General features: G+C 71.8%; 23 protein-coding genes. 18 read left to right on the top strand and 5 right to left on the bottom strand.

All coding sequences use genetic code 11. The annotated features are described in order from the left end of the window. The first annotated feature begins 9 nt into the window (after nt 1-9). The 11 genes from pafA to OG933_RS34570 all read left to right on the top strand — a co-directional run bounded on the left by pafA (nt 10) and on the right by OG933_RS34570 (nt 11067). A complete protein-coding gene (pafA, locus tag OG933_RS34520; RefSeq protein ID WP_020128329.1) occupies nt 10-1371 on the top strand; it encodes a Pup--protein ligase in 1362 nt (453 codons plus the stop codon). Between the two features lie 136 nt (nt 1372-1507). Further along, entirely contained in the window at nt 1508-2503 is a 996-nt protein-coding gene (locus OG933_RS34525) for an FKBP-type peptidyl-prolyl cis-trans isomerase (protein ID WP_405630772.1), read from the top strand. 62 nt (nt 2504-2565) lie between these two features. Continuing rightward, on the top strand, nt 2566-2937 hold the full coding sequence (locus OG933_RS34530; protein ID WP_020128331.1) for an FKBP-type peptidyl-prolyl cis-trans isomerase: 372 nt from the start codon (nt 2566-2568) through the stop codon (nt 2935-2937). Nucleotides 2938-3067: 130 nt separating this feature from the next. After that, a complete protein-coding gene (locus OG933_RS34535; protein ID WP_362271789.1) occupies nt 3068-4045 on the top strand; it encodes a WYL domain-containing protein in 978 nt (325 codons plus the stop codon). An 18-nt stretch (nt 4046-4063) separates the two neighbouring features. Next, entirely contained in the window at nt 4064-5143 is a 1080-nt protein-coding gene (locus OG933_RS34540) for a WYL domain-containing protein (protein WP_362534013.1), read from the top strand. Then, nucleotides 5140-5430: a hypothetical protein gene (locus tag OG933_RS34545; RefSeq protein ID WP_062646924.1), complete on the top strand. Its 291-nt coding sequence runs from the start codon at nt 5140-5142 to the stop codon at nt 5428-5430. The genes OG933_RS34540 and OG933_RS34545 overlap by 4 nt, the downstream gene beginning before the upstream one ends. A gap of 20 nt (nt 5431-5450) precedes the next feature. Beyond that, nucleotides 5451-5645, top strand: a complete 195-nt coding sequence (locus OG933_RS34550; RefSeq protein WP_020128335.1) for a hypothetical protein — start codon at nt 5451-5453, stop codon at nt 5643-5645. Nucleotides 5646-5928: 283 nt separating this feature from the next. Next, nucleotides 5929-6216: a Sec-independent protein translocase subunit TatA gene (gene tatA, locus OG933_RS34555; RefSeq protein ID WP_020128336.1), complete on the top strand. Its 288-nt coding sequence runs from the start codon at nt 5929-5931 to the stop codon at nt 6214-6216. A 47-nt stretch (nt 6217-6263) separates the two neighbouring features. Continuing rightward, nucleotides 6264-7223 carry a twin-arginine translocase subunit TatC gene (gene tatC, locus OG933_RS34560; protein WP_362534010.1) on the top strand — a complete coding sequence of 320 codons (960 nt, stop codon included), beginning with the start codon at nt 6264-6266 and terminating at the stop codon, nt 7221-7223. Nucleotides 7224-7254: 31 nt separating this feature from the next. Then, nucleotides 7255-8145 carry a diacylglycerol kinase gene (locus tag OG933_RS34565; protein ID WP_362271797.1) on the top strand — a complete coding sequence of 297 codons (891 nt, stop codon included), beginning with the start codon at nt 7255-7257 and terminating at the stop codon, nt 8143-8145. 63 nt (nt 8146-8208) lie between these two features. Continuing rightward, nucleotides 8209-11067 (top strand): DEAD/DEAH box helicase, encoded by a 2859-nt coding sequence (locus tag OG933_RS34570; RefSeq protein WP_362534005.1) that lies wholly within the window; start codon nt 8209-8211, stop codon nt 11065-11067. A gap of 111 nt (nt 11068-11178) precedes the next feature. Here the strand turns inward: OG933_RS34570 and atzF are convergent, their stop codons facing one another. Genes atzF through OG933_RS34590 form a run of 4 tightly spaced genes read right to left on the bottom strand, consistent with a single transcriptional unit; the run spans nt 11179 to nt 17813 of the window. Beyond that, complete coding sequence (atzF, locus tag OG933_RS34575) at nt 11179-12834, bottom strand: allophanate hydrolase (protein WP_405630779.1); 1656 nt, start codon at nt 12832-12834, stop codon at nt 11179-11181. A 37-nt stretch (nt 12835-12871) separates the two neighbouring features. Continuing rightward, nucleotides 12872-16384: a 5-oxoprolinase/urea amidolyase family protein gene (locus OG933_RS34580; RefSeq protein WP_405630781.1), complete on the bottom strand. Its 3513-nt coding sequence runs from the start codon at nt 16382-16384 to the stop codon at nt 12872-12874. Beyond that, nucleotides 16381-16989 carry an urea amidolyase associated protein UAAP2 gene (locus tag OG933_RS34585; RefSeq protein WP_405630783.1) on the bottom strand — a complete coding sequence of 203 codons (609 nt, stop codon included), beginning with the start codon at nt 16987-16989 and terminating at the stop codon, nt 16381-16383. Before OG933_RS34585 ends, OG933_RS34580 begins: the two co-directional genes overlap by 4 nt. Then, nucleotides 16986-17813, bottom strand: coding sequence for an urea amidolyase associated protein UAAP1 (locus OG933_RS34590; RefSeq protein WP_362533996.1), 828 nt, complete (start codon nt 17811-17813; stop codon nt 16986-16988). The genes OG933_RS34585 and OG933_RS34590 overlap by 4 nt, the downstream gene beginning before the upstream one ends. Nucleotides 17814-17983: 170 nt before the next feature. Between OG933_RS34590 and OG933_RS34595 the strand changes: the two genes are divergently transcribed. The 6 genes from OG933_RS34595 (at nt 17984) to OG933_RS34620 (ending at nt 23550) form a co-directional block, all read left to right on the top strand. Beyond that, entirely contained in the window at nt 17984-18610 is a 627-nt protein-coding gene (locus OG933_RS34595; protein WP_405630786.1) for a TetR/AcrR family transcriptional regulator, read from the top strand. A 279-nt stretch (nt 18611-18889) separates the two neighbouring features. Beyond that, complete coding sequence (locus tag OG933_RS34600; RefSeq protein ID WP_405630788.1) at nt 18890-20518, top strand: sensor histidine kinase; 1629 nt, start codon at nt 18890-18892, stop codon at nt 20516-20518. Continuing rightward, complete coding sequence (locus tag OG933_RS34605; RefSeq protein WP_020128346.1) at nt 20515-20922, top strand: roadblock/LC7 domain-containing protein; 408 nt, start codon at nt 20515-20517, stop codon at nt 20920-20922. Before OG933_RS34600 ends, OG933_RS34605 begins: the two co-directional genes overlap by 4 nt. Next, nucleotides 20919-21341 carry a DUF742 domain-containing protein gene (locus tag OG933_RS34610; protein ID WP_142269467.1) on the top strand — a complete coding sequence of 141 codons (423 nt, stop codon included), beginning with the start codon at nt 20919-20921 and terminating at the stop codon, nt 21339-21341. The genes OG933_RS34605 and OG933_RS34610 overlap by 4 nt, the downstream gene beginning before the upstream one ends. Continuing rightward, the gene (locus tag OG933_RS34615) at nt 21322-21942 is read left to right on the top strand and encodes an ATP/GTP-binding protein (protein WP_020128348.1); all 621 of its coding nucleotides are present in this window, start codon (nt 21322-21324) and stop codon (nt 21940-21942) included. The genes OG933_RS34610 and OG933_RS34615 overlap by 20 nt, the downstream gene beginning before the upstream one ends. Before the next feature lie 75 nt (nt 21943-22017). Next, complete coding sequence (locus OG933_RS34620; RefSeq protein ID WP_405630790.1) at nt 22018-23550, top strand: cytochrome P450; 1533 nt, start codon at nt 22018-22020, stop codon at nt 23548-23550. Here the strand turns inward: OG933_RS34620 and OG933_RS34625 are convergent. Next, complete coding sequence (locus tag OG933_RS34625) at nt 23544-24515, bottom strand: RluA family pseudouridine synthase (protein WP_405630793.1); 972 nt, start codon at nt 24513-24515, stop codon at nt 23544-23546. The two genes, OG933_RS34620 and OG933_RS34625, sit on opposite strands and share 7 nt — an antisense overlap. A 66-nt stretch (nt 24516-24581) precedes the next feature. Here OG933_RS34625 and OG933_RS34630 point away from each other — a divergent pair, with 66 nt between their 5' ends. Then, entirely contained in the window at nt 24582-25163 is a 582-nt protein-coding gene (locus tag OG933_RS34630) for a GNAT family N-acetyltransferase (RefSeq protein WP_362533983.1), read from the top strand. The last annotated feature ends 4 nt before the right edge of the window (nt 25164-25167 follow it).

The raw sequence follows: 25167 nt of genomic DNA on the forward strand, positions 1-25167 counted from the left end.
TGTTCACTCATGGACCGCCGCATTTTCGGGCTGGAGAACGAGTACGGCGTCACATGTACGTTCAGGGGACAGCGCCGGCTGTCTCCCGACGAGGTGGCGCGGTACCTCTTCCGCCGTGTCGTGTCATGGGGCCGAAGCAGCAATGTCTTTCTGCGAAACGGCGCCCGCCTCTATCTCGACGTGGGATCGCATCCGGAATACGCGACACCGGAATGTGACAACGTGACCGAGTTGGTCACCCACGACAAGGCCGGCGAGCGCATTCTCGAAGGACTCCTGGTGGACGCGGAACGACGCCTGCACGAGGAAGGAATCGCGGGCGACGTCTACCTCTTCAAGAACAACACGGACTCGGCGGGCAACTCTTATGGTTGCCACGAGAACTACCTGGTGGCCCGGCACGGGGAGTTCTCCCGGCTCGCGGACATCCTGATCCCGTTCCTGGTGACCCGCCAGCTGCTGTGCGGCGCGGGCAAGGTGCTTCAGACGCCCCGTGGGGCGGTCTACTGCGTCAGTCAGCGGGCCGAGCACATCTGGGAGGGCGTCTCCTCCGCGACGACCCGCTCGCGGCCCATCATCAACACGCGCGACGAGCCGCACGCGGACGCCGAGCGCTACCGCCGTCTGCATGTCATCGTCGGCGACTCCAACATGTCCGAGACGACCATGCTGCTCAAGGTCGGCGCGACCGACCTGGTGCTGCGCATGATCGAGGCGGGCACGGTGATGCGGGATCTGACGCTGGAGAACCCGATCCGGGCGATCCGCGAGGTCAGTCACGACATCACCGGCCGGCGCAAGGTGCGGCTGGCCAGCGGCCGGGAGGCCTCCGCGCTGGAGGTGCAGCGGGAGTACTACGAGAAGGCCGTGGACTTCGTCGAGCGCCGGGGTGTGCGTACCGGCACCGTCGACCAGGTCCTCGAGCTGTGGGGCCGCACGCTGGACGCGATCGAGGCGGAGGACCTCGACCGGATCGGCACCGAGATCGACTGGGTGATGAAGTACAAGCTCATCGAGCGGTACCGGGCCAAGCACAACATGACCATGTCGAATCCGCGGGTGGCGCAGATAGACCTCGCTTATCACGACATTCACCGTCGTCGTGGTCTGTACTACCTGTTGGAGCGAAAGGGCCAAGCCGCCCGGATCTGCAACGACTTGAAGATCTTCGAGGGCAAGTCGGTGCCGCCGCAGACCACCAGGGCCCGGTTGCGCGGCGACTTCATCCGTCGCGCACAGGAACAGCGCCGGGACTTCACGGTGGACTGGGTGCACCTGAAGCTCAACGACCAGGCACAGCGCACCGTGTTGTGCAAGGACCCGTTCCGGTCGGTGGACGACCGGGTGGAGAAGCTGATCGCCGGAATGTGAGTGACGTGTTCCGCACGCGCTGCGGAACGCGACACGGGCGCCGTACGTTCCCGTACGGCGCCCTTCGCATGTCCACAAACGTCGCTAAGGTAGCGCGCACGCCATCAGAAGATCGACCGATTACGAGGCTTTCATCGTGCGCCGACGCTCACTCATCCTTGCCGCCGTACCCGCGGGACTGGTCACTCTCGCCGCGTGCGGCGACGAAAAGTCCGACTCGAGCAAGGCGAGCGACAGCGCGTCGTCCTCCGCCGGGGCCACGCCTCCACCGAAGATCGTCGACGGCCCGCTGCCGGCCATCACGGCGGGCGTGAAGTTCGATGAGAAGCCGACGGTCGCCAAGGGCACCGGTGAGCCCTCGGACCAGCTGGCGGTGAAGACGGTGATCGCGGGCAGCGGCAAGACCGTCGCGGAGAACGACTACATCCAGGCCAACTGTCTCGGCCAGATCTGGGACAGCGCGAAGGTCCTCCTCAACACCTACGACACCAAGAAGCCGCTGTTCACCCAGCTCGCGCAGGGCGGCACCATCGACGGCTGGCGCTATGCGCTGACGGGCAAGAAGACCGGCAGCCGGGTGCTCTTCTCGGTGCCGCCGACCTGGGCCTTCGGCAAGGACGGCGACGCGGACACGGGCATCAAGGGCACCGACACGCTGGTGTTCGTCTTCGACATCCAGGACACGTTCAACGCGAAGAGCTCGGCCAAGGGCAAGGACGTGCCGCAGGACGACGCCGCCGTGCCGAAGGTGGGGACGAACACCGACGGCAAGGCGCCCTCGATGGAGATCCCCAAGTCGGACCCGCCGACGAAGCTGGTGTCGAACTACGTGATCGAGGGAGACGGGCCGAAGCTCGCGGCGGACGACACCGTGCTGGTGCAGTACAAGGGCGTCGTCTGGGACACCGGCAAGGAGTTCGACTCCTCGTACAGCCGCAGTTCGCTGACCTCGTTCTCGCTCCAGCAGGTGGTCAAGGGCTGGGCGCAGGGACTGACCGGCAAGAAGGTGGGCAGCCGGGTCGTCATCGTCGTTCCGCCCTCGCTGGGTTACGGCGACAGCCCGCCGAGCGGCAGCGGCATCGAGAAGGACTCCACGATGGTGTTCTCGGTGGACATCATCGCCAAGGTGTGAGGCGCGCGAAGGTGTAAGACTGTCCGTGTTGCCTTTCCGTGAGACATGCAGGAGCCAGTGACGTGAGCATTGACAAGCCCGAGATCGACTTCCCCGGCGGCGAGCCCCCGGCGGACCTCGAGATCAAGGACATCTGGGAGGGTGACGGCGAGGTCGCGCAGGCCGGCCACAACGTCAGCGTCCACTACGTCGGTGTCGCCTTCAGCACCGGTGAGGAGTTCGACGCCAGCTGGAACCGCGGGACGCCGTTCCGCTTCCCGCTCGGTGGCGGACGCGTCATCAAGGGCTGGGACCAGGGCGTGCAGGGCATGAAGGTCGGCGGCCGTCGCCAGCTGACCATCCCGGCCCACCTCGCCTACGGCAACCAGAGCCCCACCCCGGCGATCAAGCCCGGCGAGACGCTGATCTTCGTCGTGGACCTGCTCGGGGTCTGACCGTCGTACGACCAGTGTTGATCACCTGGGGTCCATGCCCGCCCGGGCATGGACCCTCGGCTTTTGTCCGGGCGCCGCGGGGCGGTACGGTCGTCGATCGTAAGCACCATAGGGGAGGCGAAGGGCGTCGATGGCCATTGCCAAGGCCGAGCGGCTGATGAACCTGGCGCTGTGTCTGCTCGGGACGCGCCGGCCGCTCAGCAAGCGTGAGCTGCGCGATTCCATCGAGGCGTATGTCGAGACCTTCCGGCCGGGCAACGGCGGGGCGGGGTCGGACGACTCCTTCAACCGGATGTTCGAGCGGGACAAGGACGATCTTCGCGAGCTCGGCCTGGTCATCGAGACCGTGGAGAGCCTGGACGGTGAGATCGGCTATCTCGCCCGCCGCGACAGCAACCGGCTGCCGGCCATCACCCTGGACGCCGAGGAGGCCGCGGCGCTGGGCCTGGCCGCCAAGGTGTGGCAGCAGGCGCGGCTGGCCGGTGCCGCGAGCGGCGCCCTGCAGAAGCTGCGCGCGGCGGGGCTCCCCGAGGACGTCGACCCGTACGAGGCACACGGCGCTCTGGAGCCCCGGATCCCCGTGCACGAGGCCGCGTTCGAGCCGCTGATGCTGGCCTGCCGGGACCGTCGGCCCGTCATGTTCGACTACCGCAAGGCCACCGCCGCGCACCCGGAGCCCCGGCACGTCGAGCCGTGGGCGCTGGAGTGCTGGCGCGGCCACTGGTACCTGGCCGGCTTCGACCGCGACCGGGGCGCCGAGCGGGTCTTCCGGCTGTCGCGGATCACCGGCAAGGTGCGCTCGCGCGGGGCGAGCTTCACCGTGCCGGTCCCCGATGTCGTCACCGTCCGTGAGACCGTCGCGAGCTGGGCGGGCGAGACCGCCGACCGCAGCGCGCTGATCCGGCTGCGCACGGACGCCGGGTACCCCTTGCGGGCGAAGGCCACCGCGGTGCGGGAACTCGGCGACGGCTGGGACGAGTTGGAGATTCCGTACGGGCACGGGCTGGACGCCTGGCTGGTGGAGTTCGGCCCGGACGTGGTGGTACTCGAACCCGCCGAGCTGCGCGCGGACGTCGTGGACCGGCTACGCGCCGTGGCCAAGGGCTGAGGGGGAGCGAGCAACACAGTGGCAGGCAAACCGGTCAGGCCGACGAACGCCATCGACCAGACGCGGCGGATGCTCTCCCTGGTGACGTATCTCAGGGAGCGCCCCGGCGCGCGGATCGAGGACGTGGCGCGCGCGTTCGGGATCACCGAGGACGAACTGGTCTCGGACCTCGACGTGCTGCCGATGTGCGGCACCAGCTTCCGCGGCGGCGATCTCCTGGACATCGACACCGACGGTGAGCGCATCTGGTGGCACAACCCGGCCGCGCTCGGCGCTGAGGCCGCCGAACCGCTGCGGCTGGCCGCCGACGAGGCGACCGCGCTGCTGGTGGCGGCCCGGGCGGTGTCCACGCTGCCCGGCCTGCGCGAGGGCGACCGGCAGGCGCTGCTGCGGGCGACCGCCAAGGTGGAGGCCGCGGCCGGTGAGGCGGCGGGCGCGAGCGCACGGCTGTCGGTGACGTTCGAGTCCGAGGGCGGGGTCTTCGCGGACGTCGACCGGGCGATCTCCGAGCGGCGCCGGCTGTGGATCCGCTACTACTCACCCGCGCGCGACCAGGTCACCGAGCGCGAGATCGACCCCATCCGGCTGGTCAGCGTCGGGCACACCTACGTGGAGGCCTGGTGCCGCCGCTCCGAGGCGCGCCGCACCTTCCGGCTGGACCGGGTCGCCGAGATCAAGATCCTCGACGAGCCGTCCGCGCCGCCCGAGATCGAGCTCCGGGACCTGTCGGAGGGGCTCGTGCAGCCGGCCGCCGAGGACCCGGAGGTCGTCGTCGAGGTCGGCCCGGGCGGTCGCTGGGTCGCCGAGTACTACCCGCACGACAGCGCCGATGAGCTTCCCGACGGCGGACTGCGTATTACTCTGCGCACGCCCGAACCCGCCTCGCTCAGGCGGCTGGCGCTGCGGCTCGGCCGGGACGGCCGGATCGTGTCGCCGCCGGAGCTGGCCGACAGCGCCCGCCGGGCCGCCCGTGAGGCGCTGGCGGCGTACGACGGGATCGAGGCGCCGGGCGCGGCCGAGGGGCCGCACGCGGTGCACGGCGAGCAGCCGGGACAGCGGGGCGGAAGTCGGTTCGAGGGGCGGGAGCAGGGGCTTTGAGCGAGTCGACGGCGTCCGGTGTACGGGGCATCTCGGTGGCCTCCGCGTTCGCCGGCATGCGGAGTGCGGGTCCGGTGCGCTTCCGGGCCGGGTGCCCCGACTGCCGGGGTGCCTTCGAGCTGGCGGCGAGTGCCCTGCGCCTGGCGATCGGCGCGTCCAGCCGGACCACCTTCTACTCGTTCACCTGCCCCGACTGCGGTGCCGCCGTGCGCAAGCCGGCCGGCGAGCGGATCGTCGAACTGCTCACCGGCGGCGGGGTCAGGACCCTGCGGCTGCACACCCCCTAGGACGGTCTAGGCTCGGCCCCATGTTCTGGCCGATGTTCGCGGTTGCCATGGGTTTCGCCGGTCTCGCCGTCCTCGCGGTGTTCGCCGTACGGGTCTTCTCGGAGGCGCGGCTTCTGGGACGGCAGGTCGCGGAGTCCGCTCGCCGGATCGACCGGGCGGCCCAGGATCTGGAACGGGCGGCCGCGAGCGCGGCCCGCGCTGTGGACACCCTGTGACGGCTGCTGTGGCGACCCTCGGGCAGCGCTGTGGGCGTCCTGTGAGTCCTGCTGCCAATGCGTTTTGGGCCACTTCGCCCTCCCGCCCCGGCGTGGCGGGCAGGTACGCTGCTGATCGCGGCTCGGAGAACGAGGCCCGGACCGCGGACCGGGAGTACGCACAGGGATTGCCTCACGTTTACCCCTGAGCGTTACGATCGCTGTCAACACGATCGTTCGGACAGGCGTCCGACCGGTCGGACGGCAACCCACCCCCGCAGCCTCGGTGAGAAGGTAAAGACTTATGTTCGGAAGGCTCGGCGCCCCCGAGATCATTCTCATCCTCGTCGTCGTCATCCTGCTGTTCGGCGCCAAGAAGCTTCCCGACATGGCGCGCTCGCTCGGCAAGTCCGCTCGCATTCTCAAGAGCGAGGCGAAGGCGATGAAGGAAGACGGCGGCAGCACGACCACTCCGGCCGGCCCGCCCAACGACGGCGAGCAGCCCCCGGCTCAGCGCACCATCCAGGCCTCCCCCGGCGACGTGACCAGCTCCCGTCCGGTCACCGAGCCGACGGACACGACCAAGCGCTGACGCAGGGCCGGTGACCTCCGGCCCGCCGCACGAGATGGGAACGTGGGTTGCTGAAGCCTGCCCGCAAACAGGAGAAGGACCCCGAGGGGCGGATGCCCCTCGCGGATCATCTTCGTGAGCTCCGCAACCGGCTCGCGAAGGCGATGCTGGCCATCGTCGTCGTGACGGTCGTAGCCGCCTTCTTCTACAACGACATCATCAACTTCCTCACCAAGCCGATCCTCGACTCGGTCGGCTGCGGGAAGACTTTCGAAGAGATCGCGGGCCAGCTCAAGTCGGGCGACGCCACCAACAAGTGCGCGAGCATCACGATCAACGGTCTGCTCGCGCCCTTCACGCTCGCCCTTCAGGTCTCCCTGATGGCCGGGATCGTCTTCGCCTCGCCGGTCTGGCTCTACCAACTGTGGGCCTTCATCGCCCCCGGCCTGCACAACCACGAGCGCAAGTACGCCTACGCGTTCGTCGGCATGGGCGCCCCGCTCTTCATCGGCGGCGGCTACTTCGCCTACCGGGTGCTGCCGACCACCGCGAAGGTGCTGATCGACTTCACCCCGGGCGGCGTCAGCAACCTCCTGCCGCTCGACGACCTGCTCCAGCTCGTCACGCGCATGGTCGTCGTCTTCGGCCTCTCCTTCGAGCTGCCGCTGCTGCTGGTCTTCCTCAACCTCACCGGCATGGTCACCGGCAAGCGCATGCTCGGCTGGTGGCGGGCAATGATCATCGGCATCACGGTGTTCGCCGCCGTCGCCACACCCAGCACCGACCCCATCTCGATGCTGGCGCTCGCCGGACCGATCTGGATCCTGTACTTCGGCGCGACCGCCTTCTCCCTGTTGAACGACCGACGCAGGCGCCGCCGCGACGCTCTCGGGCCCGCCGACGACGAGGCCTCCGAGCTGGACCTCAGTCCCGAGGCCATCGGCGAGGTCGAGTCGGTGACCGCGAGCCGCGCGCTGCCGGAGCAGTCGACCACGGAGCGGGTGAACGGTTATGACGACGTGACCTGACGAGTGCCGGAGAGCTCCTAAGGTCATCCCCGTGACCAGCGAGATCACCCTCTTCGTCAATCCCGCGGCGGGCCGCGGCCGGGGCGCTCACGCAGCGCGGCCGGCCGCTTCCGCGTTGCGGGCGGCCGGCTACACGGTGCGCACGGTCCTCGGCGTGGACGCCGAGGACGCCCTCGTACGCGCGCGTGCCGCGGTCGCCGACGGCACCGGCGCCCTGATCGCCGTCGGCGGCGACGGGCTGGCCCACCTCGCGCTCCAGGCCGTCGCCGGCACCCGCACCCCGCTCGGTCTGGTCGCCGCCGGTACCGGCAACGACTTCGCCCGCGCCCTCGGCCTGCCCGTCCGCGATCCCGCGGCCGCGGCCCGGCTGGTCGCCGACGCCCTCAAGGGCGCCCGGATCCGCGACATCGACCTCGGCAGGGTCGGCGACCGCTGGTTCGGCACCGTCCTCGCCTCCGGCTTCGACTCCCGCGTCAACGACCGGGGCAACCGCATGCGATGGCCCGTCGGACGCGCCAGGTACGACCTGGCGATGCTGGCGGAGCTGGCCGCGTTCCGCCCGTTCCCGTACCGGATCACGCTCGACGACGGAGCCGTCCGGGAGGTCGAGGCCACCCTCGTCGCCGTCGGCAACGGATCCTCCTACGGCGGCGGCATGCGGATCTGCCCCGGCGCCGACCTCACGGACGGACTGTTCGACGTCACGATCGTCGGGGACTGCCGCCGCAGGACGCTGCTGCGGGTGTTCCCGAAGGTGTACCGGGGGACGCACATCGACCATCCGAAGGTCACCGTGCTCCGGGCGGCGAAGGTCGAGATCGCCGCGGCGGGCGTCTCGGGCTACGCGGACGGGGAGCGGCTCGGGGAGCTGCCGCTCACCGCGCGGTGCGTGCCGGGCGCGGTGCGGCTCATCGGCCCCTGAAACGGGCCGCCCGTGCGCCCGTGAGCTGGGCGTACCGAGGTTTGGCAAGACCGGATCCGGATAATGATCGTCCTGTTGTCAGTGCGGCCCGGTACGCTCGAAAGCACGATGACAGAGGATCTCTCACCGGCCGAGCGGTACGCGGCAGCACGCAAGCGCGCTGTCGAGCAGGCCACTTCGCTCGCGTCCTTCCGCGAGATGTACGACTTCGGTCTCGACCCCTTCCAGATCGAGGCCTGCCAGGCACTCGAGGCGGGCAAGGGCGTCCTGGTGGCCGCCCCCACCGGCTCGGGCAAGACGATCGTGGGCGAGTTCGCCGTCCACCTCGCCCTCCAACAGGGCAAGAAGTGCTTCTACACGACGCCCATCAAGGCGCTGTCGAACCAGAAGTACTCCGACCTGTGCCGGCGCTACGGCAGCGAGAAGGTGGGCCTGCTCACCGGAGACAACAGCGTCAACTCCGACGCCCCGGTGGTCGTGATGACCACCGAGGTGCTGCGGAACATGCTGTACGCCGGCTCGCAGACCCTCCTCGGCCTCGGGTACGTGGTGATGGACGAGGTGCACTACCTCTCCGACCGCTTCCGGGGCGCCGTGTGGGAAGAGGTGATCATCCACCTCCCCGAGTCGGTCACCCTGGTCTCGCTGTCGGCGACCGTGTCCAACGCCGAGGAGTTCGGCGACTGGCTGGACACCGTGCGCGGCGACACCGAGGTGATCGTCTCCGAGCACCGGCCCGTGCCGCTGTTCCAGCACGTGCTCGCCGGGCGGCGGATGTACGACCTGTTCGAGGAGGGCGAGGGCCAGCGCAGAGCCGTCAACCCCGACCTCACGCGGCTGGCCCGCATGGAGGCGAGCCGGCCCTCGTACCAGGACCGCAGGCGTGGCCGGAACATGCGCGAGGCCGACCGCGAGCGGGAGCGCAGGCAGCGGTCGCGGGTGTGGACGCCAGCACGGCCGGAGGTCATCGAGCGGCTCGACGCCGCCGGGCTGCTGCCCGCCATCACCTTCATCTTCAGCCGTGCCGCCTGCGAGGCCGCCGTCCAGCAGTGCCTGTACGCCGGGCTGCGGCTGAACGACGAGGAGGCGCGCGCCGAGGTCCGCGCCCTGGTCGAGGAGCGCACCGCCGCCATCCCCCACGAGGACCTGCACGTCCTCGGCTACTACGAGTGGCTGGAGGGCCTGGAGCGCGGCATCGCCGCCCACCACGCGGGCATGCTGCCGACCTTCAAGGAGGTCGTCGAGGAGCTGTTCGTGCGCGGCCTGGTCAAGGCCGTCTTCGCCACCGAGACGCTCGCCCTCGGCATCAACATGCCCGCCCGCTCGGTGGTGCTGGAGAAGCTCGTCAAGTGGAACGGCGAGCAGCACGCCGACATCACCCCCGGCGAGTACACGCAGCTCACCGGCCGCGCGGGCCGACGGGGCATCGACGTCGAGGGGCACGCCGTCGTGCTCTGGCAGCGCGCGATGAGCCCCGAGCACCTCGCCGGGCTCGCGGGCACCCGCACATACCCGCTGCGCTCCAGCTTCAAGCCGTCGTACAACATGGCGGTCAACCTGGTGGAGCAGTTCGGGCGGCACCGCTCGCGCGAACTGCTGGAGACCTCGTTCGCGCAGTTCCAGGCGGACCGGTCGGTGGTCGGGATCTCCCGGCAGGTGCAGCGCAACGAAGAGGGGCTGGAGGGCTACAAGGCCTCCATGACCTGCCACCTCGGCGACTTCGACGAGTACGCGCGGCTGCGCCGCGACCTCAAGGACCGCGAGACCGAACTGGCCAAGCAGGGCGCGAGCCAGCGGCGCGTCGAGGCCGCGGTGGCGCTGGAGAAGCTCAAGCCGGGGGACGTCATCCACGTGCCCACGGGCAAGTACGCCGGACTGGCGCTGGTGCTCGACCCGGGCCTGCCCGCCGGCCGGGCCAACGGCCATCGCGGCTTCGAGCAGCACGACGGGCCGCGTCCGCTGGTCCTCACCTCCGAGCGCCAGGTCAAGCGGCTGGCCTCGATGGACTTCCCGGTGCCGGTCGAGGCGCTGGACCGGATGCGGATCCCGAAGTCGTTCAACCCGCGCTCGCCGCAGTCCCGCCGCGATCTCGCCTCCGCGCTGCGCACCAAGGCGGGTCACATCCCGCCGGAGCGGGCCCGCAAGCAGCGCTCGCAGGCCGCCGACGACCGGGAGATCGCCCGGCTGCGCACCGAGATCCGCGCGCACCCCTGCCACGGCTGCTCCGACCGTGAGGATCACGCCCGCTGGGCCGAGCGCTACCACCGGCTGCTGCGGGACACCTCGCAGCTGGAGCGTCGTATCGAAGGACGCACCAACACGATCGCCCGCACGTTCGACCGGATCGTGGCGCTCCTGACCGAGCTCGACTATCTGCGGGGCAACGAGGTCACCGAGCACGGCAAGCGGCTCGCCCGGCTCTACGGCGAGCTCGATCTGCTCGCGAGCGAATGCCTGCGCGCGGGCGTGTGGGAGGGGCTGGCCCCCGCCGAACTGGCCGCCTGTGTCTCGGCGTTGGTCTACGAGTCGCGGGCCGGGGACGACGCCATGGCGCCGAAGCTGCCCTCGGGCAAGGCGAAGGCCGCGCTCGGCGAGATGGTGCGCATCTGGGGCCGGCTGGACGCCCTGGAGGAGGACTTCCGGATCAGCCAGACCGAAGGCGTGGGGCAGCGCGAGCCCGATCTCGGCTTCGCCTGGTCGGCCTATATGTGGGCCTCCGGCAAGGGCCTCGACGAGGTGCTGCGCGAGGCGGAGATGCCCGCCGGTGACTTCGTGCGCTGGTGCAAGCAGGTCATCGACGTACTGGGGCAGATCGCGGCGGCGGCGCCCGCCTCGGCCGGGGGCTCGACGGTGGCGAAGAACGCCCGCAAGGCGGTCGACGAGCTGTTGCGGGGGGTTGTCGCCTACTCGTCGGTGGGGTGATGCCGTCCGGCGGGCGTGGGCGTGGGCGCGGGCGCGGGCTGTGCGTGGCCGGTCGCGGCCGCGCGGCGGGGCCGCATGTCGATGCGGCCCCGCGCTTCTCGGCAGCCCGCCTCAGCGCCGGTCGAGATACGCCCGCCAGCCCCCGTACGTCGTGATGTCCGCCGCGTCGCCGAGGGCGCCCGGTTCGCACAGGAAGCCGGGGACGCGGGTGCCGTCGGCGAGTTCGACGCTGCCCAGGGTCATCGGGCGGGGTAGCGCGGCGAGCAGGTTGCCGAGACCCTCGGCCGGGAGGCGCCAGATCTCCACCTCGATCGCGGCGCCGCCCTCGCCCACGTGCACGAGACCCGGCTTGGGCGGGGCCGTGCGCAGGGCGTGCAGGCGGTAGACGGCGGACGTCGTGGTCGTTCGGTCCAGCACCGCGCCCAGGGACAGCAGCTGGGGGTTGAGGGGCTGGCCGGTCAGATGGGCGCCCGCCACCGCCACGTACACCTCGGGGCGCAGCAGGTCCGCGATCCGGGCCAGCCGGTCGTCCGTGAAGGCCGGGCCGACCAGCATCACGCCGAAGGGCAGGCCGTTCACCTCGCCGGCCGGGACGGCCGCCGCCGCCAGGTCGAAGAGGTTGGTGGAGTTGGTGAACCGGCCCAGGCGGGCGTTGGCGCCCAGCGGGTCGGCGGCGACCTCGGCGAGGGTGGGGTGGCCGGGCGCGGTGGGCAGCAACAGGGCGTCAGAGTCGGCCAGTTCGGCCAGGGCGCGGGTGCGCAGGGCCGTCAGGCGTTCGGTGTCGGTGTAGAGCCGGTGGGCCGGGATGTCCCGGGCCCGGGTGATGATGCCCGCGACCGTCGGGTCCAGCCCCTCACCGCCCTCCGCGGTCAACTTGTCGACAAACGCACCCACGGCGGTGTAGCGCTCGGCGACGAACGCGCCCTCGTAGAGCATCGCGGCGGCCTCGGTGAACGGGGTGAGGTCGATGCCGCGGATCTCGGCCCCGGCCGCCCCGAGCCGCCGTACCGCCGCCTCGTAGGCCACCGCCCAGCCCTGGTCCAGCTCGCCCAGCTGGTCGAGGGGCGGGACCGCGATCCGCCAGGGCCCGGGGGCGCGGGCGGGGAGCGAGGGGAGGGCGCGGCCGGCCGGCGACGCCATGTGGGCCAGGGCCCGTTCCGCCTCGGGGAGCGTGCGGGCGAAGACCGTCACGCAGTCGATCGAGGCGCAGGCCGGGACGACGCCCTCGGTGGGGACCAGCCCGCGGGTGGGCTTGAGGCCGACGATGCCGTTGAAGGCGGCCGGGACCCGCCCCGAACCCGCCGTGTCCGTGCCCAGGGCGAGGTCGGCGATGCCGAGGGCCACCGCGACGGCCGAACCGGAGCTGGAGCCGCCGCTCACCCGTGACGGGTCGACGGCGCCCCGCACCGCGCCGTGCGGGGAACGGGTGCCGACCAGGCCGGTCGCGAACTGGTCGAGGTTGGTGGTGCCCAGCACCAGCGCACCGGCCGCGCGGAGCCGCGCGACGACCGGGGCGTCGGCGGCGGGCCGGTAGGCGTACGCCGGGCAGCCCGCGGTGGTGGGCAGGCCCGCCACGTCGATGTTGCCCTTGACGGCGAGCAGCCGGCCGGCGAGCGGGAGACGCTCACCGCGCGCCAGCCGTTCGTCGAGCGTGCGGGCCTCCGCCTCGACGTCCGCCCGCGGCCGCAGGTCGATCCAGATCTCCGGGCGGTCCGTGGCCTCGATGCGGGCGTAGGCGGCGCGGACGCGGGACACAGTCGTGGACATGCGTGCTCCTTGCGTGGTGTCGGGCCGATCGGCCGGGTCAGCTCGCGACCGGGGCCAGGACGAGCAGTGCCGTTCCCGCCTCGACCTGGTCGCCAGGGCGGGCCAGGACCTGTGCCACCACGCCGTCGACCGGCGCGTGCACCCTGGACTCCATCTTCATCGCCTCCAGGGCGAGCAGCGGCTGCCCCGCCGTCACCTCGTCGCCCGGCGACACGTTCAGCTGCCAGACGGAGGCGGCGAACTCGGCCTCGACCAGGCGGCCGCCCGGTGGTACCACCACCTCGGCCGGGGGAGCGGCCGGCGCTTCGGCGGCCGCGGCCCGCGCGAACTCGCCGGCCGCCTCCCAGGCGTCCCGCTCGGCCGTGAACGCGCTCTGCTGGCGGGACCTGAACTCCGTTATGGGGCCGGCGTTCTCGGCGAGGAAGGCCTGGTACCCGGCGAGCGAGAAGGTGCCCTCCTCGACGCGCGGCACGAAGCGCCCCGAGATGATGTCGGCCCGCAGTTCGAGGAGTTCGTCCGCGTCGACCGGATACCAGCGGATCCGGTCGAAGAAGCGCAGCAGCCAGGGCGAGCCCGGTTCGAACGCGCCGCGCTGCTGCCAGGGCGACCACACCTGGGTCGTCCGGCCCACGAACTGGTAGCCGCCGGGCCCCTCCATGCCGTAGACGCAGAGGTACGCGCCGCCGATGCCCACCGAGTTCTCGGCCGTCCAGGTGCGCGCGGGGTTGTACTTCGTCGTCACCAGGCGGTGGCGCGGGTCGAGCGGGGTGGCGACCGGGGCGCCCAGGTAGACGTCTCCGAGGCCCAGGACCAGGTACTCCGCGGCGAACACCGTGTCGTAGACGTCCGCCACCGCGTCCAGGCCGTTGACCCGGCGGATGAACTCGATGTTCCAGGGGCACCAGGGGGCGTCGTCGCGGACGCCCGCCATGTAGCGGGCGATGGCCTCGCGGGTCGCGGGGTCGTCCCAGGACAGCGGCAGGTGCACGGTGCGGGAGGGGACGACCAGTTCGTCCGAGGGCGGGAGGGCGGCCGTCATCTTCCGTACCACCGCGAGGAGTTCACGCTGGGGGAGGCGGCCGGGGTCCGTGCGGATCTGCAGGGAGCGGATGCCCGGGGTGAGATCGGTGACGCCGGCCAGGTCCGCCGCGGCCACCGCCTCCATCAGCGCGTGGACCCGCATGCGCAGCGCCAGGTCCAGCTGGAGCGGTCCGAACTCGACCAGCAGGTTGTCGTCGCCGCTGCGCCGGTAGGTCACGTCGCCGTCCCGGGCCAGCACGCCCCCGTCGACGATCGCGGGGCGCGGCGTGCCGTCCCCGGCCACCGGCGCGAAGCGGACCGTGTCGCCCGGGCGCAGCTGGCCCAGCTTCCAGCGCTCGGAGCTGAGCACCGTCGCCGGGCACACGAACCCGCCGAGGGACGGGCCGTCCGGGCCGAGCAGCACCGGCATGTCGCCGGTGTAGTCGACGGCGCCGACGGAATAGGGGGTGTCGTGGATGTTGGACGGGTGCAGACCCGCCTCGCCGCCGTCGGTGCGGGCCCAGCGCGGCTTGGGCCCGACCAGGCGCACACCGGTGCGGGCCGAGTTGAAGTGGACCTTCCAGTCGGCGGCGTAGAAGTCGCGGATGTCGTCCTCGGTGAAGAACTCCGGTGCCGCGTGCGGGCCTTCGACCGCGCCCAGGTGCCAGACCGGGGCGAACTCCGGGCGGTCCGGGACAGGTACGGCGGTGCCCTCGACGACCGTCCCGCCGTGCAGGACGTCACCCGTGCGCAGCGCCCGCCCGCCGTGGCCGCCGAAGCGGCCCAGCGTGAACGTGCTCGCGCTGCCCAGGAAGGCGGGCACGTCCAGGCCGCCCGCGAACAGGACGTACGTCCGCAGTCCGTGCTCAACGGGCGCGCCGATCTCCAGCAGGGACCCGGCCGGTACGGTCACCGGCTCCCACCGTGCCACCGCCGTGCCGTCCACGGTGACCGGGGCCGGCGCGCCCGTCACACACACCGTGGTGGCGTGGGTGAAGCGCAGGGCCGGGCCCTGGAGGGTGCACTCCAGACCCGGGGCGCCCTCGGGGTTGCCGAGCGCCCGGTTGCCGAGGCGGAACGAGCGGTCGTCCATCGGGCCGGACGGCGGGACGCCGACCTGCCAGTGGCCGGTGCGGCCGGGCCAGTCCTGCACGGTGGTGAGGGTGCCGCCGGAGACTACCTCGACGCGGGGGGTCGGGTCGGTGACGGTGGCGAGGGTCGCCGTCGAGTGGGTCGCCGTCACGAACCGGGAGTCCGCCAGCGCCGCGCGGACCAGCCCGAGGTTCGTCTCGATGCCGTCCACGCGGGTTCTGGCCAGCGCCTCGTCCAGGCGGCGCAGCGCGTGATCCCGGTCCGAGCCGTACGCGATCACCTTCGCGAGCATCGGGTCGTACGACGTCGTCACCTCGGTGCCCGTCTCCACCCAGCCGTCGACGCGCACGCCCTGCGGGAACTCGACCCGGGTCAACAGGCCGGCGCTGGGCCGGTGGTCGCGGCTGGGATCCTCCGCGTAGAGGCGCGCCTCGACGGCGTGGCCGCGGGGCGGGCCAGGGTCGCGCACGACGTCCCGCTCGCCGCGCGCCAGGCGCAGCATCCAGGCGACCAGGTCGACGCCGTGGATCTCCTCGGTGACGGGATGCTCCACCTGGAGGCGGGTGTTGACCTCCAGGAAGTAGGCCTCCTCGCGGGCCGCGTCGTAGACGAACTCGACGGTGCCGGCGGACCGATAGCCGACCGAAGCACACAAGTCACGTGCGCTCGAAGCCAGTTGCTCGCGAACGCGCGGGGGAAGACCCGGGGCCGGGGCCTCTTCCACGACCTTCTGGTTGCGGCGCTGGAGCGAGCAGTCCCGGTCGCCGAGGACGACGACCTTTCCCGCGCCGTCGCCGAAGACCTGTACCTCGACATGGCGGGCGTGCTCCACGAGCCGTTCCAGGAAGACGCCGGCCGAGGAGAAGGACGCGGCGGCGACGCGCTGGACGCGCTCCCAGGCGTCGGTCAGTTCGGCGGCCGAGCGACAGGCCGACATGCCGATCCCGCCGCCACCGCCGGTGGCCTTGAGCATGACCGGATAGCCGACGAGCCGGGCCTGTTCCAGCGCCTCGGGCAGGTCCGCCAGCAGCCCGGTGCCGGGGGCGAGCGGCACTCCGGCCGCCTGAGCCGCCGCCCGCGCGGTGTGCTTGGCGCCGAACAGCTCCAGCTGCTCCGGCGTCGGGCCCACGAAGACGATCCCGGCGTCGGCGCAGCGGCGTGCGAAGGCCGCGTCCTCGGAGAGGAAGCCGTAGCCCGGGTGGATCGCGCCCGCGCCGGTGTCCTTGGCCGCGGCCAGGACCAGGTCGGCGTCGAGGTACGACTCCTTCGCGGGTGCCGGGCCGAGCCGTACGGCCTGGTCGGCGAGCCGGACGTGGGCGGCCGAGCGGTCGGCGTCGGAGTACACCGCCACCGTCCGCAGGCCGAGTTCGCGGGCGGTACGGATGATGCGGACGGCGATCTCGCCCCGGTTGGCGACCAGCAGCGTGTCGAAGGTCATGCGGTGCCCGCCTCGTCGATGGTCATCTGCACCGCCGTCGGCTCGAAGCCGTTGCAGGGGTTGTTGATCTGGGGGCAGTTGGAGACCAGTACGAGGACGTCCCGTTCGGCGCGCAGCGTGAGCGAGAGACCCGGCGCGGAGAGACCGTCGACGATGCCGAGGGTGCCGTCCTTCTCGACGGGTACGTTCATGTACCAGTTGATGTTGGAGACCAGGTCCCGCTTGCCGAGGCCGTGCCGGGCGCCCTCGGCGAGGAAGTTGTCCACACACGCGTGCTGGGCGTAGGTGTGGTGGCCGTAGCGCAGGGTGTTGGACTCCTTGGAGCAGGCGCCGCCGACGGTGTCGTGGCGGCCCACGCCGTCGGCGGTCACCGTCATCAGCGCGGTGTGCTCGTTGGACATCAGCACACTGCCCGTGGTGAGGAAGATGCCGCCCTGGGCGTGGATCGTGTCGGGCGCGCTGTAACGCACGGACGGGTCGTGGGCGTCGTACACGAGGAAGTCGACGGCCTGGTTGCCGTGCAGGTCGGTGATGGTCAGCGTCTCGCCCTCGCGGACGACCGAGGACCAGGAGGCGCGGGCCGCCACCACTGTCTTCGTGCTCATGCGAGCCCCCTCGCGGTCAGGAATTCGGCGGTGTTGAGGAAGGCGCGGCGGCCTTCGGGGGTGGCGTCCCACAGCGGGTCGCCGGGGTGGGTGGGCGCCGCCCGCCAGGCGAGGACCTCCAGCGGGGTGCTGACGTACTCCGGCCGGGGGTCGGCCGGGTGCGGCACGTTGGCGATCAGGACCGTCACGTCCTGCTCGGCGCGCAGGGTGACGCTGCCGCCCGGGCCCGCCGAGCCGGTGAAGTCGAGCGTGCCGTCGTCGCGGACCCGCACCCCCTGGAAGAAGGAGAGCGAGGGCGGCAGGTCGCGGGGCTCCAGGCCGTTCTTCGCGGCCGCCAGCTTGAACAGCTCCCGGCCGGCCGGGGAGGCGGACTGCGGGCTGCCGTCGCCGTAGCGCTCGGTGTTGCGTACGAGGGTGGAGGTGCCGCACAGGGCGTCGTGCCGGCCGGCGGTGTCGGCGACGACCGAGGCGAGGACGCGGCCCTGGTCGGACAGGAGCAGCACGCCCTCGCCGAGGTAGGCGTTCCACTGGACCTTGACCGTGTCGGCGACGTTCAGCCGCTCCCAGGGCCGGCCGTCCACGTGGAGGAGCAGATGGGCGCAGGCGTCGCCGTCCAGGTCGGTCAGGCGCAGCTCGGTGCCGCGCGCGAGCACCCGGTGGGTGTAGTTGCCGCCCGCGACCGTCTCGGCCCACACCAGGTGGCCCGCCTCGCAGGGCGGGTCCTGCCAGTCCCGGGCCGGGACGACCGGCATGGCCTCGGCGCGGGCGCCCTCCTGCGCCCGGGCGTGGGCGCGTGCTCCGTATGTGGTCGCTGTCGCCGCCATTGCGGACCTCCGCAGCTCGGTTCCGTCGCTGTCGCGGTATTTCTGTCGCCCGACAGAAATTAGGTCCGGGGCGGGTCACCGCCGTTGCCCTCCGGTTGCGGGGCGGTTACCGACTCCTCACCGGACCGTCCGAAGATCGCCGTCCGGCACCGTGTGCGAGGATCGAAGACATGGGGACGAGCAGCGGACGTCGAGTGGGCCGCCCGCGGGCCGCGCAGCGCCCGGACAGCGGGCTCACGCCGCGCGCCGAACTGCTCGTGGCCGCCGCGGAGTTGTTCACCACCCGCGGCTATGCCGCCACCACCACCCGGGCCGTCGCCGAACGCGCGGGAATGCGCCAGGCCTCCATGTACCACTACGTCTCCGGCAAGGAGGAGCTGCTCGCCGCGCTGCTGGAGTCGACGGTCACGCCCTCGCTGACCTGCGCCCGTGAGCTGCTCGCGGACGACGGCCGGACGGCCGAGGACCGGCTGTGGGAGCTGTGCCGAACCGACGTCGAGCTGCTGTGCGGCGGCTCGCACAACCTCGGCGGCCTCTACCTGCTGCCCGAGGTGCGCACCGAGCGGTTCGCCGGCTTCCATGCCGTGCGCGCCGAACTCAAGGACGCCTACCGCCAGTTGATCGCCGCCACGGCGGCGGGCGGCGCGCTCGCGAAGAGCGCGCTGGATCTCCGCACCGACCTGGTCTTCGGTCTCATCGAGGGTGTCATCCTCGTGCACCGCTCGGATCCCGACCGCTCGGTCTCGGAGTTCGCCCGCGCCACCGCCGACGCGGCGCTGCGCATCGCGGGGAACTGAACGCCGCCCGAGCCACTCGCGGGTGCTCGTCTCATCCGTCCCGGTGAACTGTTCCGCACGCCTGTGCTGCGTCACGCACGGTGTTCGAACGAATGCCGTGCGTGTAAATGGGCTGAGGTTACTCCACGTACGGAAGTGGTTTCAGGCGGTTGCGGAATATGACACGGCGATGATCCGGTCGGACTAAGCTCGCCCGCGGCGCACCGAGTTGAGGCGTATTCGTGCGCTTGTTCCCAAACTTCCCGAAGATGCCGACAGATCCCTACAGAGGGTGCCCACATGGTGAGTGTTCAGTCCCCACCCGGTCGCCGAGAACTTCCCTACGCGCGCGTGCTGTTGCTGCCGGCGATACTGATGGCCGCGGCGACCGGAGCCGCCGTCGCCCTGGTGGCGACACAGGCCCGGCTCGCCGTCGGCGTCTGCGGAGCCGTCGCCACCGTCCTGGTGATCGTGGCGGGAGCCGAGTCGGTGCGCCGTGGGCGGCGCCTGCGGGAGCTGCGCGCGGAGCGGGACCAGCGCGTCGCGTACCTGGAACGGCGGGTGGCCGGCCACGCGGAGGAGAACCGCCGCCTCGCCGAGCAGTTCGTGCCCAACGCGGTCGAGTGGCTGCGGGCCGGAAATTCCCCCAGGGAGGTGATGCGCGACTTCAGCGAGGGTGATCCCGACTTCCGTGAACTCGACGACGCGCAGCGCGCCGTGATCAGGAAGATCCTCGACATCGTCGACCACGAGGAGTCCCTGCGCGACTCGGCCCAGCGCTCCTTCGTCAGCATCGCCCGCCGGGTGCAGGCCATCGTCCACCAGCAGTCCGCGGAACTGCGGGAGATGGAGGAGGACCACGGCCGTAACCCCGAGGTCTTCGACGACCTGCTGCGCATCGACCACGGCACCTCGCTGATCGGCCGCCTCGCCGACTCCATCGGCGTGCTCGGCGGCGGCCGGCCCGGCCGCAACTGGCCCCAGCCGGTCCCGCTGTACAGCGTGCTGCGCGGCGCCATGTCCCGGATCCTGGAGTACCGCCGCATCCAGCTGGACTCCATCGCCAAGGTGAACATCCGCGGCCTCTCCGTGGAGCCGCTCATCCACGCGCTCGCGGAACTCCTCGACAACGCCACCCGCTACTCGCCCCCGCAGAGCAAGGTGCACGTCAACGCCGTCGAGGTGCAGACCGGCATCGCCATCGAGATCGAGGACGCCGGCGTCAGCCTCAGCGAAGAGGCCCGCGCCAAGGCCGAACGCATGCTGGAACAGGCCATGGCGGGCGTCGACATCCAGGACGTGGGCGGCACCCCGCGCCTGGGTCTCGCGGTCGTCGGCCGTCTGTGCACGTCGTTCAACCTCCAGGTCTCGCTGCGCACCTCGGCCTACGGCGGCGTCCGGGCCGTCCTCATCGTGCCGAGCGAGATGCAGACCTCCGACCCCGCCCCCGGCTTCGCCCACGGCATCGGGGCCACCGCCGTACCGCAGATCGACCTGAGCCAGATCGGCGAGGGTCCCAAGCGTCCGCCCAAGAAGCGCCGCCCCACCAACGCGCGTATCCCGGCCGGAGTCTCCCTGACCGACGACGAGGTGCCCGAGGTCACCGAGTGGACCGATCAGGGTCTGCCGCAGCGCCGCAGCAAGACCACGATCTCGATCACCCAGCGCTACGCCGAGGCGTACGCCGCCCAGGAGGCCGAGCGCCTCGGCAAGCCCGACCCGTTCGCACAGCGCCGGCCCGAGCCCGAGCCGGAGCCCCAGAAGAAGCGGGAGCCCGGCCTGGCGTTCGAGGCCTTCTGGGAGGGACTGGTCAAAGCGGCCCCGCCCGGCGTGCACCCCACCGACTTCACCCGCAATCCCACCGCATATCTGCACCTGATCGAAGACAAGGCCAGGCCCGAGGCCGACGATGAAGGGGACCTCACGTGATCCAGCAGCGCCAAAACTTCGACTGGCTGCTCAAGGAGCTCTACGACGGGGTTCCGGGCATCGAGATGATCGTGGTCCTGTCGGCCGACGGGCTGCGCATCGCCCGCTACGCCGGTGACCCCGACGCCGCCGACCGGGTCGCCGCCGCCTGCGCCGGCCTCCAGAGCCTGGCCGCCGCGGTCGGCCAGGAGATCCACTCGAGCACCGGCGAGATGGACATGGTCGTCATCGACCTGAGCGGCGGCTACTTCTACATGATGTCGGCCGGTGCCAATGCCTACCTCGCCGTCCTCGCCGACGTGCGCTGCGAGGCCAGTCGGATGAGCGGCATGATGCGCGACCTCGTGGTCCGCATCGGCGCCCATCTGACCAGTCCGCCCCGGCGCAACGGGCACAGCGTATGACTCCTCCGCAACGCCGCCGGCGACAACCCCTGCCGCAACCGCCCCCGCCGCCCCCACCGCTCCCGAACGACCCGAAGGAGGGGGCGGAGGGGGAGGGCAAGAACCCCGAGCGGCTCTACATCATCACGGGCGCGGACGGCGAGCGCGCGCCCGTCGACCTCGTCACCTTAGTCGTGGCGCGTGCCGAACCGCCCTCATCGGCCACCCCGGAGCAGACGGCGGTCCTGCGGATGTGCGCCGCCCCGCTGTCCGTGGCCGAGATCTCGGCCTACCTCGGCCTGCCGTTCAGCGTGGTGACGGTGCTGCTCACCGAGATGCTGGCGGCCGAACTCGTACAGGCACGCGCCCCCATCGTCCGGCAGCAGCTCCCCGACCGTTCCCTCCTCGAAGCGGTGATGCATGGACTTCAACGGCTCTGACACGATCCCCGGCCCACGGGCCGAGGACCATCTGCCGCACACCACCACGGCCGCGGCGAAGATCGTCATCGTGGGCGGCTTCGGCGTCGGCAAGACCACCATGGTCGGCTCCGTCAGCGAGATCAGGCCGCTGACCACCGAGGAGACCATGACCCAGGCGGGCATCGGGGTCGACGACAACTACGGTTCCGAGACCAAGACCGCCACCACCGTGGCCATGGACTTCGGCCGGATCCGCATCACCGAGCAGGTCGTGCTCTACCTCTTCGGCACGCCCGGCCAAGAGCGCTTCTGGTTCCTGTGGAACGGACTGTTCGAGGGCGCGCTCGGCGCGGTCGTCCTGGTCGACACCCGCCGCCTCGAGGTCAGCTTCGAGGTCATGGGCCGGCTGGAGGAGGGCGGCGTGCCCTTCGTCGTCGCCGTCAACACCTTCCCCGACGGGCCCCGTTACCCCATCGACGACCTGCGCGCGGCCCTCGACCTGCCGCCCGAGATCCCGATCGTGGAGTGCGACGTCCGCCGCCGCGCCTCCAGCCGTGACGTCCTGATGACCCTCATGCGCTTCCTGCACTCCCTGGCCCTGACCCGCAGCCTCACCTGACCCGCAGCCTCACCTGACCCGCACGGCACCACTTTCCCCACCACCGGATTCAGCACAGTTTCGGAGCGACCCCCTGTGACTCCCGAACACCCCACCCCGAACGGTCCGCACGACCTCGCCCTGGACCCGCCGCCCGGCTGCCCCGCGCACGTCCGGGGACCCGGCGGACTGGCCCGCCTCTACGGCCCCGGCGCGGAGGACCTCAACGAGCTGTACGAGCGGCTGCGCGAGGAACACGGCCCCGTGGCGCCGGTCCTGCTCCACGACGACCTGCCGATGTGGATGGTCCTCGGGCACGCCGAGAACCTGCGCATGGTGCGCACCCCCTCGCAGTTCACCAAGGACAGCCGCATCTGGTCGCAGATGCTGGACGGCAAGGTCAGGCCCGACCACCCGCTCATGCCGCACATGGCCTGGCAGCCCATCTGCGCCCACGCCGAGGGCGACGAGCACAAGCGGCTGCGCGGCGCGGTCACCGCGGCCATGGCGACCATCGACGACCGCAGCGTGCGCCGCTACATCAACCGCTCCAGCCAGCGCCTGGTCAACCGCTTCTGCGAGGAGGGCCGGGCCGACCTGGTCGGCGACTTCGCCGAGCACCTGCCGATGGCCGTGATGTGCCATGTCCTCGGCATGCCCGACGAGTACAACGACAAGATGGTGCACGCCGCCCGCGACGCGCTCAAGGGCAGCGAGACCGCGGTCGCCAGCCACGAGTACGTCGTGCAGGCGCTCGCCCGGCTCACCACCCGCCGCCGGGCCGAGCCCGAGGACGACTTCACCAGCCACCTCGTCACCCACCCGGCCGGACTCACCGACGACGAGGTCCGGGAGCATCTGCGCCTGGTGCTCTTCGCCGCCTACGAGGCCACCGTCAACCTGCTCTCCAACGCGCTGCGCATGGTCCTCACCGACCCGCGCTTCCTCGCCCAGCTCAACGGCGGCCAGATGACGGTGGCGGAGGCGGTCGAGCAGTCCCTGTGGGACGAGCCCCCGTTCAGCACCATCTTCGGCTACTTCGCCAAGCAGGACACGGAGTTGGGCGGTCAGCGGATCCGCCGGGGCGACGGTCTCTTCTTCGCGCCCGCGCCCGGCAACGTGGACCCCCGGGTGCGCCCCGACCTGTCCGCCCACATGCAGGGCAACCGCTCCCACCTCGCCTTCGGCAGCGGTCCGCACGAGTGCCCCGGCCAGGACATCGGCCGCGCCATCGCCGACGTCGGCGTCGACGCCCTGCTGATGCGGCTGCCGGACGTGCAACTCGACTGCGACGAGGACGAGTTGCGGTGGACGATGTCGATCGCCTCGCGGCACCTGGTGGAGCTGCCGGTCCGGTTCGAGCCGAAGGACCAGCAGGACGTCAAGCACAAGCCGAGCCACGCCCCGATCCCGCCGCAGCGCCTCACGCGGCCGATGAGCACGGCGCCGCGGCCCGCGCCGGCGCCCGCCCCCGAACCGGTGGCCGCACCGGAGCCCGCGCCGCGTTCGGTGTCGCAGTCCGCGCCGCAGCCCGCGCCGCGGTCCGTGCCGACCGTCCCGCAGTCGACGGGGCCGGTCCGCAGGCCCAACGCCTGGCGGCGCTTCCTGTCCTGGTGGCGCGGCTACTGAGCGGCGCCCGCCGACGGAGCGGCGGCCCAGCCGTCGTACGACGTCCAGGCCTCGAGCACCCGGCCGCTGCGCAGCCGGTGCTCCGTCCCCGTGACCGGATCGGTGAACTCCAGCTCCCGCGCCAGCAGCTGAAGCGGGCGCCGGAAGTCACCGGCCGGCACGGGGGCGGCCACCTCGGGGTAGAGCGGATCGCCGAGGATGGGCACGCCGAGCGCGTTCATGTGGACGCGCAGCTGATGGGTCTGCCCGGTGGCGGGCAGCAGCCGGTACCGGCCGAGCCCCCGCGCACCGTGCTCGACGAGCTCGACGCGACTCACGGCGTTCGGCTCGCCCGCCACCTCGTAGGCGGCCAGGATCCCGCGCTCCTTGACGATCCGGCTGCGCACGGTCCGGGGCAGGGTGAGCCCCGCGTCGTACGGCGCGACGGCCTCGTACACCTTGCGCACCAGGCGGTCGCGGAACAGTGACTGGTAGGCGCCGCGCTCCTCGGGGCGCACGGTGAACAGCACGAGTCCGGCGGTGAGCCGGTCGAGCCGGTGCGCGGCGCCGAGTGCGGGGATGTCCAGCTCCCGCCGCAGCCGGGCCAGCGCGCTCTCGGTGACATGGCTGCCGCGCGGGGTGGTGGCCAGGAAGTGCGGCTTGTCGACGACGACGATGTGCTCGTCGCGGTGCACGATCTCCAGCGGGAACGGCACGGGCACCTCGGGCGGCAGCTCGCGGTGGTACCAGACGAACATCCCCGGTACGTAGGCCGCGCCCGGCGCCACCGGCCGCCCGTCGGCGCCGACGACGAGCCCCGCCTCCAGCATGGCGTCCACGACCCCGGCGCGCGCCGCGCCCAGCCGCTCCACCAGGTGCTCCCGCACGGTGGCCCAGGTGCCCTCGCCGGGCAACCGCACCCGCACCGGGTCGATCCCGTCGCGCTGCGGCAACGGGGAGGGCGGGGGCGGCGTACGGCGTCTCATCGGGGTCAAGCCTACGGGCCGGAAAACCCGTTGGTCGGGCCGTGGTCCGTTGGCAGGATGCGGCTCATGCCCTTCACCGCCGACGCCGTCCTGCCCGCCGGAACCCTCTCGGGGGCCCCGCAGCCCGTGCTCCGCAGCGGCGACGGACTGCTCCTGCGCCCGTGGCTGACCGAGGACGCCCCCGCCGTGTACGCCGCCTTCCAGGATCCGGCCATGCACCAGTGGCACGTCAGGGCCGCCGACTCCGAGGAGGAGGTCGCCGGCTGGATCGAGGAGTGGCGCGCGAGCTGGGCGGAGGAGCGGAACGCCCAGTGGGCCGTCGTCGACACGGACACCGGCGAACTGCTCGGGCGGGTGGCGCTGCGCGGCATCCTGCTCGCCGAGGGCGTGGCCGAGGTCGCGTACTGGACGACCAGAGCGGCCCGTGGCCGGGGAGTGGCACCTCGCGCCACGACCGCGCTCACCCGCTGGGCCTTCGACGAGATCGGCTTCCACCGCCTGGAGCTGATGCACGCCACCGCCAACGAGGCGTCCTGCCGGGTGGCCGGCAAGGCCGGCTACCTCCTGGAGGGCACCAGGCGCAGTGCCGCCCTCCACCAGGACGGCTGGCACGACATGCATCTCCACGCACGCGTGCAGGGCGACTGAGCGA

Source organism: Streptomyces sp. NBC_00016 (assembly GCF_045040885.1).
Classification (GTDB): Bacteria; Actinomycetota; Actinomycetes; order Streptomycetales; family Streptomycetaceae; genus Streptomyces; species Streptomyces coriariae.

Bases quoted from the DNA above. Each gene is read 5' to 3' on its own strand.
- OG933_RS34570 (WP_362534005.1), top strand. From the start codon at position 8,209: ATGATCGTCCTGTTGTCAGTGCGGCCCGGTACGCTCGAAAGCACGATG.
- OG933_RS34580 (WP_405630781.1), bottom strand. From the start codon at position 16,384: ATGACCTTCGACACGCTGCTGGTCGCCAACCGGGGCGAGATCGCCGTC.
- OG933_RS34585 (WP_405630783.1), bottom strand. From the start codon at position 16,989: ATGAGCACGAAGACAGTGGTGGCGGCCCGCGCCTCCTGGTCCTCGGTC.
- OG933_RS34610 (WP_142269467.1), top strand. From the start codon at position 20,919: ATGACTCCTCCGCAACGCCGCCGGCGACAACCCCTGCCGCAACCGCCC.
- OG933_RS34630 (WP_362533983.1), top strand. From the start codon at position 24,582: ATGCCCTTCACCGCCGACGCCGTCCTGCCCGCCGGAACCCTCTCGGGG.
- OG933_RS34550 (WP_020128335.1), top strand. From the start codon at position 5,451: ATGTTCTGGCCGATGTTCGCGGTTGCCATGGGTTTCGCCGGTCTCGCC.
- OG933_RS34600 (WP_405630788.1), top strand. From the start codon at position 18,890: ATGGTGAGTGTTCAGTCCCCACCCGGTCGCCGAGAACTTCCCTACGCG.
- tatA (WP_020128336.1), top strand. From the start codon at position 5,929: ATGTTCGGAAGGCTCGGCGCCCCCGAGATCATTCTCATCCTCGTCGTC.
- OG933_RS34595 (WP_405630786.1), top strand. From the start codon at position 17,984: ATGGGGACGAGCAGCGGACGTCGAGTGGGCCGCCCGCGGGCCGCGCAG.
- atzF (WP_405630779.1), bottom strand. From the start codon at position 12,834: ATGTCCACGACTGTGTCCCGCGTCCGCGCCGCCTACGCCCGCATCGAG.
- OG933_RS34590 (WP_362533996.1), bottom strand. From the start codon at position 17,813: ATGGCGGCGACAGCGACCACATACGGAGCACGCGCCCACGCCCGGGCG.
- OG933_RS34615 (WP_020128348.1), top strand. From the start codon at position 21,322: ATGGACTTCAACGGCTCTGACACGATCCCCGGCCCACGGGCCGAGGAC.
- pafA (WP_020128329.1), top strand. From the start codon at position 10: ATGGACCGCCGCATTTTCGGGCTGGAGAACGAGTACGGCGTCACATGT.
- OG933_RS34535 (WP_362271789.1), top strand. From the start codon at position 3,068: ATGGCCATTGCCAAGGCCGAGCGGCTGATGAACCTGGCGCTGTGTCTG.
- OG933_RS34625 (WP_405630793.1), bottom strand. From the start codon at position 24,515: ATGAGACGCCGTACGCCGCCCCCGCCCTCCCCGTTGCCGCAGCGCGAC.